The organism is Lonsdalea quercina (assembly GCF_900107885.1).
Classification (GTDB): domain Bacteria; phylum Pseudomonadota; class Gammaproteobacteria; order Enterobacterales; family Enterobacteriaceae; genus Lonsdalea; species Lonsdalea quercina.
Window position 1 is genome coordinate 1 of record NZ_FNQS01000009.1, and the last position, 13,256, is coordinate 13,256.

The window sequence follows — 13,256 nt, forward strand, 5'->3', positions numbered from 1 at the left end:
TCAACGGAATAACCGTGGTCGGCCGTGGCAGTCGTTGGGTTACCCGCCGCATCGGTGGTAGTGACTTCGGCATGGATCTGCGAATTACCGGCCAGTACATCGCCCGGCACGCTGACGCTCCACACGTTGCCGCTATCGGAGGCGGTCACCGTGGTCTGGTAAGCCTGATCGCCGATGGTCACGGTGACCGTATCGCCCACCTGCACGTCATTACCGACGCGACCGGTGATGGCCTGCGGCTGTCCCGCTTCCGCGATATTGACAGTGTTGTCACCGGTCACATCGTCGATAGTGATGGAGGCTTCCGGCGCGGCGAGGTCCACCGTATAGCCGCGATCGACCGATGCCGTGGTGGCATTGCCCGCGTCATCGGTGGTGGTGACCTCCGCATGGATCTGTGAGTTATCGGCCAGCGTGCTGCCCGCAACATCCACACTCCAGACGTTGTTGCCATCGTCATCATCAACAACGGAGGTTTTGTAAGTGTTGCCACCAATGGTCACCGTCACGGTGTCGCCGATCTTAACCTCACCACCGACACGCCCTGTAATAGTTTGCGTCTCGCCGGATTCGGCCAGGTTGATGCGATCGTCAGCAGTAATCGGATCAATGGTGATGGTCGCTTCCGGCGCTAGGGTATCAACGGACACGGTACCTTCCGCGCCCTGACCGGCGTTGCCTGCGTCATCCGTATAGCTGCCGTCAGGCACAGTAACAGATACCGAACCTTCGTAATCGCTATCCGGCGTCAAAATCGCAACCCAATGCGTAGGATCATTAGGGTCCTGTGTCAGGCTCGTAATGGAGCCGTGATCAACTGCGATGTCCGTGAGGTCAAAACCATTCGGCGTTTCCGAAAATTTGAACTCGACCTTTCCATCTTCAGCGAAGGAGATGACAAGCGACGGAGCCGTAGTATCGGCAGAAGCCGCTTCAGAAGAAGTATCAGTCGACACAGCTGAACTACGAGTGCCGCCGGAAGTGTCTTCGGAAGAAACATCTGATGCAGAAGTCAGCGTTCCGGTCTCATAACCAGAAGTGGGATCCACCACGTTGCCCGTCAGGTCCAATACGACGTTTTCACGGTGACCGCCGCCATCGCCGGCTTCACCAATGTCAGTACTGGTATTGCCGCCGGCGGCGGTTGCCTCCAGTGACTGCGTCGGGTCCAGACCTTTCTCGATGGCCTCCTGAACGCTAGCGACATCCTGTGACTCTGACGCACGATGCTCTGTTGTCGTCCCCATGCTCTGGGACTCGCTCCACTGGCTATCTCGTCCCAAGTCCAGAGTCCGTCCATCCGGCAGTGAAATGGAAACGGCGCCAGCATTGCCTGTGGCCACTTGCTCGCCGCGATAGATATGGTCGCCAGCAGATACCTGACGTTGAGTACCATCCTGCGCTATGACAAATACTTGTCCAATGACGAATTTGATGGTACCGATAACGCTACTCACAATGGCATCTCCTCAATATTTCCGATGGAATCCACCGAATGAAAAAACCGATTAAATTTATATGTAAAGCCTTTCCATAACTCAGGCTTTAAAGGATGATTTCAATCTCTTGTTATTACTTTATTATTGCACCTGAAAGTATTTAGCTGACGTCAATGACTTGACTCAGCCCCTAATATAATAAAAAATTTGGAACATTCTTACCAAAATTTTTACTCGATTAGAGCAAAGAATTTGCGGTAATGCGCCAGTTTTTTCGATAAGCGACTAATGGATTGACAGCTATCTTTTTTTACCGGGGTGTTGTTTCCTTAGGTCATTATTGAAAAAGAAATAACTCATTATTAATGGCATTCAGGAAAAAGCGTTATATGAAGCGTAAAAATCCATTTGTTTCTTTACTTTTATTAATCACGGTTTCCCCTATTTCATTTGCTGATACTTTAAAGGATGCAATTGAAAACACGCTAAATACTCACCCAGAAATAAGTGCGGCAAGTAACAGCCGCTATTCAGCGGAGAGAAATGTGCGTGCCGCCCAAGGGGGCTATCTTCCGAGTATTTCTCTCAATGCCGGCATCGGTAAAGAGAACCTCGACACACCTTCCACCCGAGCGCAGAACAGCAACAACGACATTCTTACGCGTAGAGAAACATCAATCAACCTTAGTCAGAGGGTCTTTGATGGTTTCGAGACGTCGAATACCGTTGCGCAGCAAAAAGCGACCGTCAATTCCAGAGCCTACAAAATGCTGAATACCAGCGAGGCTCGCGCGCTCGATGCGGTCCAGGCCTATCTTGACGTCTTACAGCGTCATGAATTTCTGCGTCTGGCTGAAGAGAACCTAAGTACTAACCAGCGCATTTACGATCAAATCAAACTGCGTTCCGATCAGGGCGTCGGTCGTCTGGCTGACCTGGAGCAAGCAGAAGCACGTGTTGCGCAAGCGCGTAACAACGTGCTGACCGAACAAACCAACCTGACCGATGCGGAAAGCAACTATTTCAGCGTCGTTGGTAAAGAACCGGTGGGGTTGCAGATCCCGAGCAACGAGTCGTTGAACGTTCCCGCCACGTTGGTCGATGCCAAACGCGTGATGGTCGCAAATAGCCCGATTCTGAAGTCTGCTGAATCGGACATCGAAGCCACCCGGAAACAATATGAAGCGCAAAAATCAGGATTCTATCCTAAATTTAACGTTGAGCTTGCCCGTACGTTAAACGAAAATATCGACGGTACGCGTGGTAAGTACAACGAATGGCAGGCAATGCTACGCATGCGCTATAACCTGTATGAGGGCGGCAGCACCAAAGCGACCCTGGAATCGAAAGCTTTCCAGGTCAAGGAAGCGGAAGATGTGCGTAACAATACGCTCCGTCAGTTAAACGAAGAGTTGCGTCTTTCCTGGTCTGCGATGAATAATGCGCGCCAGCAGCTACCTATCGCGCAAGAATATGCAGAACGCAGCCGCCGCGTGCGCGACGCCTACCAGAAGCAGTTTAGTCTGGGCGAACGCACCCTGTTGGACGTGCTGGACAGTGAGAACGAACGCTTTACGGCACAGCGCCGAATGGTGGAAATTCGCTTCCTGTCTCTGTATAGCGAATATCGACTGAAAGCCCGCATGGGCGACCTATTGAACAGCCTGTCTATTCCTGCGCCATCCGCAGGTCAAAGCCTGAGCGCTGTCAATACGCAGGTAGATTTGCCTGACTTACAATAATGTTTTAGTCAGCCTATGCCTTTTCCGTCCGCGGGAAAGGCATTCTTAGTTAAGGAATGTTTGGTTACATGATGCCACAGCATGAACAACCACCAGGCAGCGCCGACGTCGCTGCCGCTTCCGTAAACCACGATCCACGCAATCGTCACGACGACCCTTTACTCGACAGCCTGTTGATACTCTGCAAACTTCAAGGCAAAACCGCCAGCCGAACCACGTTGACCGCCGGATTACCTCTCGCAGAGCAAAGATTGACGGTTGAACTGTTGCCGCGTGCCGCGGCGCGCGCAGGCCTGCAGGCTCGGGTGCTTAAGCGACCACTGAATGCGATCTCCGGCATGTCACTACCCGCCATGCTCCTGATGCGAGAAGGCCGTTCCGTCATCCTGCTGGGGTGGAACAATGACGGCAGCGCCCGCATCATGCCCAGTGAAACCGAGGGCGGCGAGATCGTCGTCGATCACAGTACGTTGCAGCAAAACTATCTGGGCCTAGTGATGTTCGCGCAGCCACGACATTCGTTCGATCTGCAGCAAACCTCGTTGATCCCCCGGACAAAATCCTGGTTTAAGGACACGCTGAAGCTGTCCCGCTTCCTGTATATGGATGCGATCCTCGCCAGCCTCCTGATCAATCTCATCGCGCTCGCCACCCCACTGTTCGTGATGAACGTTTACGATCGCGTCGTCCCCAATCAGGCGACGTCTACGCTGTGGGTTCTGGCCCTCGGCGTCAGCGGCGCTTTCTTGTTCGATTTGATATTACGCACGCTGCGCAGCATCTGCCTGGATATTGCGGGTAAAAAAACCGACCTTATTCTTTCCGCCACGCTGTTTGAACGCATCACAGGAATGGCGATGAAAGCGCGTCCTGCCCGCGTGGGCAGCTTCGCGCAGAATATTCATGAATTTCAGCTACTGCGGGACTTTCTCTCCTCGCTGACATTGACCACGCTGATTGACTTTCCCTTTACCCTGCTGCTGTTGCTGGTCATTGGCATCATCGGCGGCCCGCTGGTATGGATCCCTATCCTCGCCTTCCCGCTGGCCTTGCTGGTGAGCTGGGCGCTGCAAAAACCGCTCACCTCAACCATTGAAAAATCGCTGCATCTGGCGAGTGAACGTCAGGCGACGTTGATTGAAACGCTGACTGGGCTTGATGCGATTAAGGTCAATAACGCGGAAAGCGAACGACAGCATCAGTGGGAGCAGACGATCGGGAGCCTGAGCCGTTTGGAGATGCGGGCGAAAACGCTCTCTGCACTAGCGGTCAACCTGACCCAGTGGTTCCAGCAGTTGGCGGGCGTCATCATGATCGTCGTCGGCGTTTATTTGTTGATTGACGGCAAACTGAGTATGGGGGCGCTGATCGCCTGCTACATGCTGAACGGACGCGCCTTGATTCCGATGGGGCAGCTTTCGGGTCTGGTCACTCGCTATCAGCAGGCCAAACTGACGATGGTGACGACCGAGCAAATGATGGAGCTGCCTCAGGAGCGCAAGGAGGACGAACGCCCTCTGAAACGCGAAAGCATCGTCGGCGGTATTGAGTTTCGCGATGTCACCTTTGATTACCCGGAACAGAAGATTCATTCGCTGTCTAACATCAACCTGGTCATCAAGCCAGGCGAGAAAGTCGGCATCATCGGACGTACCGGGTCGGGCAAAAGCTCGCTGGAAAAATTGCTCGTCAATCTGTATCAGCCTACCAGCGGCAATCTGCTGATCGATGGGGTCGACTCGCGGCAGCTGGACGTCAGCGATCTGCGCCACAACATCGGTTACGTTCCGCAGGATATCCAGCTGTTTAGCGGCTCGCTGCGCGATAACCTGATTTGCGGCGCGCGCTATGTGGAAGACGAAGCCATGTTGCGCGCCGCCGAAATCGCAGGCGTCAGTGAGTTTGCCCGCCTTCATCCCGACGGCTACAACCTGCAGGTCGGCGAACGCGGTCAACAGCTCTCGGGCGGCCAACGCCAAGCGGTGGCCATTGCACGGTCCCTGCTACTAGAGCCGCCCATTCTGGTGATGGATGAGCCTACCAGCTCGATGGATAACAGCAACGAAGATCGCCTCAAGCAGGCACTGCAAACCACATTGATCAACAAGACGCTGCTGCTGGTGACGCACCGTGTGTCCATGCTGTCGCTGGTTGACCGCCTGATCATCATGGATAAAGGCCGCATTATTGCCGACGGTCCGAAAGCCATCGTGATGGATGCATTAAAGAAGGGGCAGATCAATGCGTCTCGTTGAAACGACTAAAAAAATACTGGCCTATTTTCAGGCCTCCCGTAAAAACAGCGACGCGCAGACCATGCCCGAAGTCAGCCAGGCCATGGTGGAAGATGCGCCCCGCATTATTCGCGTCACCCTGTGGGTGATTCTGGCGTGCATCGGTTTTTTCCTGCTGTGGGCGGCCTTCGCCGAAATTGACGAGGTAACACACGGAGAAGGAAAGGCCATTCCCTCGACTCGGCTGCAAAAAATTCAGAACCTTGAAGGGGGGATCGTCAGCCAGATTTTCGTCCATGAAGGGCAAATCGTTAAGGCGGGCGAACCGTTGTTGCGTCTGGACGACACTCGCTTTGCGTCCAACGTCGGTGAAACCGAGGCTGACCGGTTGTCTCTGCTGGCGCGCATCGCTCGCCTGAATGCGGAGATCAACGACACGCCGTTCACGCTGCCCCCCGAAGTAGAAAAGCAGGCCCCGACCATCGCCTCGGGCGAACGGGATCTCTACAATAACCGCAAGCGACAGTTCAACAATGAAATCTCCGGCCTGAAAGAACAGCTGGTGCAACGACGCCAGGAGCTGCGCGACTATGTTTCCAGACAAGAGCAGTACCGTAACAGTCTGAATTTGCTCCAGCAGGAAATCAGAATGTCCGAGCCGTTGATCAAGGAAGGCGCTATTTCGAAGGTCGAAATTCTTCGTTTGCGTCGTTCGGAAGTGGAAACTCGCGGTCAGATGGATTCTGTTTCGCTGTCAATCCCGCGCGCCGAGGCGGCATTGAAGGAGATCGATAATAAGATCGAAGAGACTCATGGCCGTTATAAAAGCGAAGCCTTGGCGCAATTAAATGAAGCACAGAACAACCTCAACAAGATCACGGCGACGGGCAAAGCGCTGGAAGACCGGGTCAACCGTACGTTGGTGGTGTCGCCCGTCCGTGGCATCGTGCAACAAATTCTTGTAAATACCATTGGCGGCGTTATCCAGCCGGGTAACGATCTGGTCGAGATCGTGCCGTTAGACGACAACCTGCTCATCGAAGCCCGTATTCGACCACAGGACATTGCCTTTTTGCACCCCGGTCAGCAGGCTGTGATCAAATTCACCGCCTACGACTACACAATTTATGGCGGGTTAAAAGGACATCTCGAGCAAATCAGTCCGGATACCGTGACGGATAAAGAAGGACACAGCTACTACGTGATCCGCCTGCGCACCGAGAAAAATCATCTGGGCAACGAAGACAAACCGCTGATCGTCATCCCCGGTATGGTCGCGACCGTCGATATCATGACGGGTAAGAAAACCATTCTGCGTTACCTGCTCAAACCTATCCTGCGAGCCAAGGCAGAAGCGCTACGGGAAAGATAATTTCCTGTTATTCACAATCGGTAATTGTCGATTGGGATATCTACGTAAGACGGGCAACCTCGCGAGGGTTGCCCGTTTTTTTTGCATCGCTCGCAGCCCCGCTAGTTTCGAGCGCCTGCCACCTCTACTGAACACAGGGGCGCTGAAGTGAGTATGTATTCACGTCGAGAGTCGGCTGGAATCGCATGCGTGCTAAAGTCTGGCGACACAAAAACGAGCAAGCGCCGTCGCGTTGCCCGTTATTCACCCCTGCCCTTTTCTTCTTTCGTTCAATGCGCCGACGCCCCTCAGCCGGTAGCGCAGTACGACAGGAATTAGTGAGTATTGACATCGTGATAAATCATCGTCTGGCTACGTCCCAACGTTTTGGCCTGATACATGGCGGCGTCTGCGTTGATAGCCAGCGATAGCGCGTCAGCGCCGTGCTCCGGATAAAGCGCAATCCCAATACTGCAGGATATATCCAACGTTTTACCTTCAATTTCGAAAGGCTCATTCAGCGCATAGTGGATCTTGTCCGCCACATACAGCGTGTTCTCCTGCGCCTTAATGCCTTGAAGGAGGATGATAAACTCGTCGCCGCTGCGGCGATACACCGTATCGCTATCGCGAACGGCAAGGCGCATTCGAGCAGCCGCTTCCTTCAATAACAGGTCGCCCACGGCATGCCCGAAGGTGTCATTGATCTGTTTGAATTTGTCCAAATCCAGGAACATCAGAGCAATCTTGCGCCCCGTCTGTTTAGAAAGCTGAATCGCCTGTTCCATTTGCTCGGCAAAAGTCAGACCGTTGGCCAGAGACGTAAGTGAGTCGTAATGCGCCAGCTGGCGGTAGTGTTCCTCGCTACGACGCAGCATATCGATGGCGCGATAGCGTTCAATGGCGACGGAAACCAACTGAGCAGACTTCTCGATGGATTCGATTTCATCTTCAGCCGGAGAGTAGACTTTGCGATGATAAACACTAAGCACTGCTAATACTTCATCATTCTGGCCGAACACAGGTTCTGACCAACAAGAACGTAATCCGGCATATAGTGCCAGACCTTTATAAAGCGACCAGCTTGGATCAGTGGAGATATCTTCTGCGATAACGCGTTTACCGGTATATGCTGCCGTTCCGAACGATGCGGCCCCATCAGCAATCTTCACATTATGAATGGCATTTTTATAAAAGCCCGGCAGACTGGGGGCGGAACCGAGGGTTAAACATTCCTTATCCTTATCAATAAGCAGGACAGAGCAGACAATCCTTCCTGGATTTTTTTCTTCTACGCTGAAAATAATGGCATCAAGAATATCTTTAAGAGGCGCCCCGCTAGACAACAATTCCAGCGCGCGATTGTAGGAATTATCGTGATACTCTTTTGTCTTTCTCTCCGTAATATCCATTTTAATGCCGACATACTGAATAGCGTTACTCGCCTTATTATATATTTTTACTATGCTGGCTTTTTCCCAATATAACTGACCATTCTTTTTGCGGTTAATAAACTCCCCACTCCAAATTTCGCCTTTATTGAGCGCATCCCAAAGCTCCTCATAAACGCTGGCGTTGGTCATCCCCGAACTAAGAACACGGGGATTTTTTCCAATCACCTCTTCGGCTTCATAGCCGGACATGGAGACGAACTGTCTGTTGACATAGATGATTTCGCAATTTTCGTTGGCAATCAGGAGCGCGGCAGGGCTATATTCCGCAGCAAACAGAACCATGTTCAAAAAATCCAGTTTTTTATTTTCGATACTGAACTTTTCCTGGTGTTTACGGTTCCGGAATGAAGAGACACCCAAGAGAATAATCAATAGAGTTATTATAATTTCATACACAATTATACTCTCCTCAGGGCCTCAGGGTCCTGAACGAACACAGCACATTACTAAAGACGCAGGAACCCGGTAATAACATCCCCCTATTCAGTTTTTCAGCGTTGGAAGATTTCCGGAGAGCAAAAGGGGTAAATGGAAGAAATATCCGGTCAGGCTGAGAGTTCAGAAACATAGAAACGTAAGCATAAAGCCCCCCAAATATCACTGCGTGAAGATAGAAACAATCAAATAAAAAGATTCAGCTTATTTGTTATATATATCACTAACACTGTCATAAGATTTACTAATAATCTAAAGCTAATCTTTATGCCTTTAGCATGCGCTGTATTTTGACTATCAATTGCGCTGAAGCAAATCAATTATACCAATAATTAATACCCTTTTAATCATAAAAACCTATCATAAAGAAATTATCGATCGTTGTAAGCAAACATTAAGATTTTTATTGTTTATAATCAGCAAGTTAAAAATCAATCTTTGGCCAATGATGACACAGGCAACAAGCACCATTTCGTATGGCGGAAATCATCAAACCGCAGCATTATTAGCCGCAGAATTAAAAAAGTTAACTATTATTAATTAAAACTAAAGAATTAAACTTCATTAGATTAATATTTATTAATCAAATATTTTGTTTTGAGCGTTGTCATTCTCACGTCATGTTGATCCGAATAGCCCACTATTTCAGGCTATCCGAACACTGTCTTGCCAGGCGTGGAATTAAAAGGAAGGGTAACGTTAAAAAGAGATAGGAATGACTATCGGCGCCGTTAGAATTCGAGTTTTAATGACTCGAAATATTCAAATGACTGAGGACGAGAGAGGAAATAGCCTTGTGCTGCCGTCGCGCTGGATGCTTTAACCATGCCCCATTCTTTTTCCGTTTCCACGCCTTCAACGACAATGTAATTGCAGTAACGGGTCATCAATGTGATTAGTAGATGAAAAATCTGGCGTCCTTCTTCAGTTTGCTGAAGCATGACGAACAGCTCTCGAGCGACTTTGATGCAATCGTGCCGCACCATCAACAGCGATGAAAAGTTGGCTACGCCGCAGCCGAAATCATCCAGCCATAGCCGGCTGGCTTCAGGCAACGCGTTTAGCAGCTCTTTAGACAGACCTTCATGACACTCCACCAGCTCAAAACGCAACCAGGGCATACTGGCAATCAGCTTTTTGGCCTGCAGATTTTTCTGCAATGCCATCAGCACCGGTCCATCAATATTGACGGAGGCCAGCAGGTTGTCCCGAACAAAACGATCATTCAGTCGACGCAACAACTGCATCTGCTCGATGACGATTTTCAGGCGCATGCCAACATCAATGCGAGCAAAGTAGACTTCGGGGGAAAGCGCTTGATGAGGGATGGTCGGATGTGAAATGGCCGTTAATAACTCAATGCCCAGCAATCGTCCGGATGTTCGATAAATCGGCTGAAAAGTGTACTTTCGGCGGCAACTGAGCAAAAAATCAACGTCATCTTTTGTCTCCGGCCCACAATCGGGTGGAATAGGCCCAAACTGATTAAGCTGACTGATTTGCTGCACTCTATATTCCGCCGTTAGACATACGCTGAATGACTAAAATAATCCCACAGCTCCTGAAAACAGCCCTGACCGCGATGAAAGTGAATTCGGGGCAGTTAACGTAATGTGGGCTACATTACGTTGTAAACGTGACGGACACATTGCTGTGTTGCGAATTTGACCGGTTTATCAATGGGCTGTGGGAATCGTAATTTTTAGCACTTTATGATAAAGACTAATTCACATACCGCCTAGGGCCTCAATCCAAAGAGTAAGCGATGATTTTACGCTGTACTCCACCGGATGCTCTACACAGTAAAATGCCGCCCCACGAATAAGGCTGGTTATTGATTATTTCCTATACAACCAGTCAGTTAGCATCGTTCGCTCTCTCCTGGTGCGCGGTATAATACAGCACATAATTGAACGGTATATAATAATGATAAAAACAATTACCCCACTTATGGTAAGCGCGCTAATGGCGATAATCTCAGCAGCGACCCATGCTTAACTGCAAATTGTTGATCAACTCAATCGCAACGTTCCCCTTCCCGACGACGTCAAGCGCGTCGTCGTTTTACAACATCAAACACTCAACCGACTGGTCAAACTCAACGCGAGCGAAAAAATTATTGGTGTTCTACGCAATTGGGAACGACAGCGGGGCCATCACTATGCGCACCTTGTCCCGCCGTTAGTCGGCAAACCTAAAGTGGTCAACCTGGAAAGTCTTGCCGAGCACCATCCTCCGGTCGTTTTCGTCATAAACTATGGGCCGCAGGAGATGATCGATCAGATGACCCAGCTCGGTATCGCCGTCGCAGCTGTTTCTCTACGTCATGACGCATTTGGTCAGGAAAGATAGCTGAATCCCAATCTATTAGCCTTGATAGATAGCACCAAAGGGGCTAGCATTAGAATCAATAACATAATAAATAATTTGCAACCCTCCCTTATCACACAAGAGGTTTTGCAGGTGCAATGATGCGACTAATTAAAGAGTATTCACCACCAACAACTGATGATCTGCTCCGTCTCAAGAAGCAGTTAAGCCATACAGGTAATCAAATGGCCGATTTAGCCGGAGTAGCAAGCAACAGTCAGTGGAGAAAATACACTGGTGGAGAGTCCCCACGTACACTTAGCCTACACATTTTATTTTACATAGCAGCTCAGTTATCATTATCCGATCAACAAATAAATATAGTTGTTAATAAAATGCGAGAAATGGGTGCGGAGATAAATAGTGCGAACTGAGAAGATAATATTTGCCGACCAACTAAGATCTCTCGCTTTTTTGAGTGTAGTTATTGTTCATTGGATTGGTGTATATTCAATACATAAAGACACAGTGTCTCGTTTGACATTTTCTCCAGTATCTGAGAGTGACTTTGGATATATTTATAGAGCCATAACATTACCACTGCCTGAATTTAATTACGGGCCATTTGGTGTCTCTATATTTTTTCTTATTAGCGGTTTCGTTGTCTCATTTTCGTTAAAAAATCGCGATTCTAAAAAATTTTTGACCGCGAGATTAATGAGGATCTACCCCACATACATTATATGTCTTATCGTAATGTTGGCAGTCCTTTATTCAACTTCATATTTTTATTGGAATGTAATACCCTCTCTAGGTTTTGGTAATATCCTTTCAAATGCGTTTTTGATTAACAATCTTATTGGGGTACCGTCTATAGATGCAGTAAACTGGACACTAGCAATAGAAGTTAAATTCTATATAATTTGCGCAATCTTTAGACACTTCATAATAACAAGAGGCCTTACCTCTGCTTTTCTATTTTCAGTGCTATCTTCTTTGCTTTCATTTTTGGCGCGTGAGGTCAGGTTTCCTTCGTGGCTCGTTGAATTATCACATGAATTTTCTTTTATATCATACATGTTTATAGGGTTATGTTTCTATCTCGCTTTATCTGGAAAAGCTAGCAAGTTCAGCGCAGCAGCTACAGCATTAATATGTTTTACATCATTCTCATATTTTATATATGCAAACCATCCGATTAAGTTATTTTTTGTTTTGTTTTGCAATTACTCTTATTCTATATTGTTATTCTTAGCATGCTACATCATCAAAAACAAGTTCAAGAAGATAGGAGTAATTTCATACTTATCGAAAATAAGTTATCCATTTTATGCATTACATTCCGTAATTGGATACGCTATCCTTAGAATATTAGAAGATATAGGTATTAATTTCTACATATCTCTTGCGTTAACTTTTACTTTTGTTCTTATGACATCATCGATAGTATGTTTAACAATTGAAAGGCGCACTATGACAATGCGACAGGGTTAATCAGTTAAGTCACTATTCAACCATGAAACGCCCCTATTTTATCAATAGATAAAAATCGGTTAGAGTTTTTTATTTCAACTCATCATAAAAAGCATCTTTATAAAACTTTCTGACGTAGCGATTTTCATAATTTATCTGGCTGGAGGTCAACCACTATTTTTAGATATATTCGTCGGTAAAAATGTGGGTATGGTGTCGTTGTCGATGACCATGGTCCACATCTGATCCAGTCATAATCGGAATTCACCGGTTTCAGGTTCGCTGCATATTCTGGCAACCCACAAATTGTTCGGCAAGTTCAGAAGGGATACCCCGCCAGCGTTCAATAACTCTCATCGTTGGGCTTTTCGGGGTTCTGTGCTAAAGTGCGCGCCGCCGCCGATGCCTCTTTTAATAAAGCGCGCAGCCTCCCCTGTCTACCGACTGATGCGGAGACCGCGTCGAAAGTGGTGGCTAAGGCGAAGATGACTTCATCGGGTGCGATGGTTGCGGACAGGCCGCTGAATAGCGGCAAGAAATGGGAAAGACCTCTAAATGGCGCTGTTAATTACCAAACGATGCATCAACTGCGATATGTGCGAGCCAGAGTGCCCGAATCAGGCTATATCAATGGGGATTGAGACGTACGAAATCGATTCCGAGCGCTGCACAGAGTGCGTCGGTCACTACGAGACCCCAACCTGCCAGAAAGTGTGCCCGATCGATAACACCATCATCATCGATCCGGCGCACGTGGAAAGTCAGGAGCGGCTGTGGGAAAAATACGTTCAGCTACACCACGCCGACCAGCTCTAAAA

The 13,256-nt window shown here is 48.7% G+C and carries 9 protein-coding genes; 6 read left to right on the forward strand and 3 right to left on the reverse strand.

Annotated elements, in window-relative coordinates; all coding sequences use genetic code 11:
* Positions 1 to 1,457: retention module-containing protein (locus BLU64_RS12480; protein ID WP_139171508.1), on the reverse strand; the 1,457-nt coding region annotated here is incomplete at its 3' end.
* A 371-nt stretch (positions 1,458 to 1,828) separates the two neighbouring features.
* Here BLU64_RS12480 and BLU64_RS12485 point away from each other — a divergent pair.
* The 3 genes from BLU64_RS12485 to BLU64_RS12495 all read left to right on the forward strand — a co-directional run bounded on the left by BLU64_RS12485 (position 1,829) and on the right by BLU64_RS12495 (position 6,787).
* Positions 1,829 to 3,181, forward strand: coding sequence for a TolC family outer membrane protein (locus BLU64_RS12485; RefSeq protein ID WP_026741951.1), 1,353 nt, complete (start codon positions 1,829 to 1,831; stop codon positions 3,179 to 3,181).
* Positions 3,182 to 3,249: 68 nt separating this feature from the next.
* A complete protein-coding gene (locus BLU64_RS12490; protein ID WP_026741950.1) occupies positions 3,250 to 5,436 on the forward strand; it encodes a type I secretion system permease/ATPase in 2,187 nt (728 codons plus the stop codon).
* 61 nt (positions 5,437 to 5,497) lie between these two features.
* The gene (locus BLU64_RS12495) at positions 5,498 to 6,787 is read left to right on the forward strand and encodes an HlyD family type I secretion periplasmic adaptor subunit (protein WP_394296473.1); all 1,290 of its coding nucleotides are present in this window, start codon (positions 5,498 to 5,500) and stop codon (positions 6,785 to 6,787) included.
* A 314-nt stretch (positions 6,788 to 7,101) separates the two neighbouring features.
* Here BLU64_RS12495 and BLU64_RS12500 read toward each other — a convergent pair whose 3' ends face one another.
* Together BLU64_RS12500 and pdeH are read right to left on the reverse strand one after the other, a co-directional pair.
* Entirely contained in the window at positions 7,102 to 8,616 is a 1,515-nt protein-coding gene (locus tag BLU64_RS12500) for a sensor domain-containing protein (protein ID WP_026741948.1), read from the reverse strand.
* Between the two features lie 770 nt (positions 8,617 to 9,386).
* Complete coding sequence (pdeH, locus tag BLU64_RS12505) at positions 9,387 to 10,163, reverse strand: cyclic-guanylate-specific phosphodiesterase (protein WP_026741947.1); 777 nt, start codon at positions 10,161 to 10,163, stop codon at positions 9,387 to 9,389.
* A 963-nt stretch (positions 10,164 to 11,126) separates the two neighbouring features.
* Here pdeH and BLU64_RS12510 point away from each other — a divergent pair.
* From BLU64_RS12510 to BLU64_RS12520, 3 genes are all read left to right on the forward strand, one after another.
* Positions 11,127 to 11,399 (forward strand): transcriptional regulator, encoded by a 273-nt coding sequence (locus BLU64_RS12510; protein ID WP_071999742.1) that lies wholly within the window; start codon positions 11,127 to 11,129, stop codon positions 11,397 to 11,399.
* Entirely contained in the window at positions 11,389 to 12,459 is a 1,071-nt protein-coding gene (locus BLU64_RS17900) for an acyltransferase family protein (protein WP_071999741.1), read from the forward strand. The genes BLU64_RS12510 and BLU64_RS17900 overlap by 11 nt, the downstream gene beginning before the upstream one ends.
* A 534-nt stretch (positions 12,460 to 12,993) precedes the next feature.
* Positions 12,994 to 13,254, forward strand: coding sequence for a YfhL family 4Fe-4S dicluster ferredoxin (locus BLU64_RS12520; RefSeq protein WP_026741946.1), 261 nt, complete (start codon positions 12,994 to 12,996; stop codon positions 13,252 to 13,254).
* The last annotated feature ends 2 nt before the right edge of the window (positions 13,255 to 13,256 follow it).

Coding starts and splice junctions, on each gene's coding strand:
- BLU64_RS12485 (WP_026741951.1), top strand. CDS start 1,829: ATGAAGCGTAAAAATCCATTTGTTTCTTTACTTTTATTAATCACGGTT.
- BLU64_RS12490 (WP_026741950.1), top strand. CDS start 3,250: ATGATGCCACAGCATGAACAACCACCAGGCAGCGCCGACGTCGCTGCC.
- BLU64_RS12495 (WP_394296473.1), top strand. CDS start 5,498: ATGCCCGAAGTCAGCCAGGCCATGGTGGAAGATGCGCCCCGCATTATT.
- BLU64_RS12510 (WP_071999742.1), top strand. CDS start 11,127: ATGCGACTAATTAAAGAGTATTCACCACCAACAACTGATGATCTGCTC.
- BLU64_RS12520 (WP_026741946.1), top strand. CDS start 12,994: ATGGCGCTGTTAATTACCAAACGATGCATCAACTGCGATATGTGCGAG.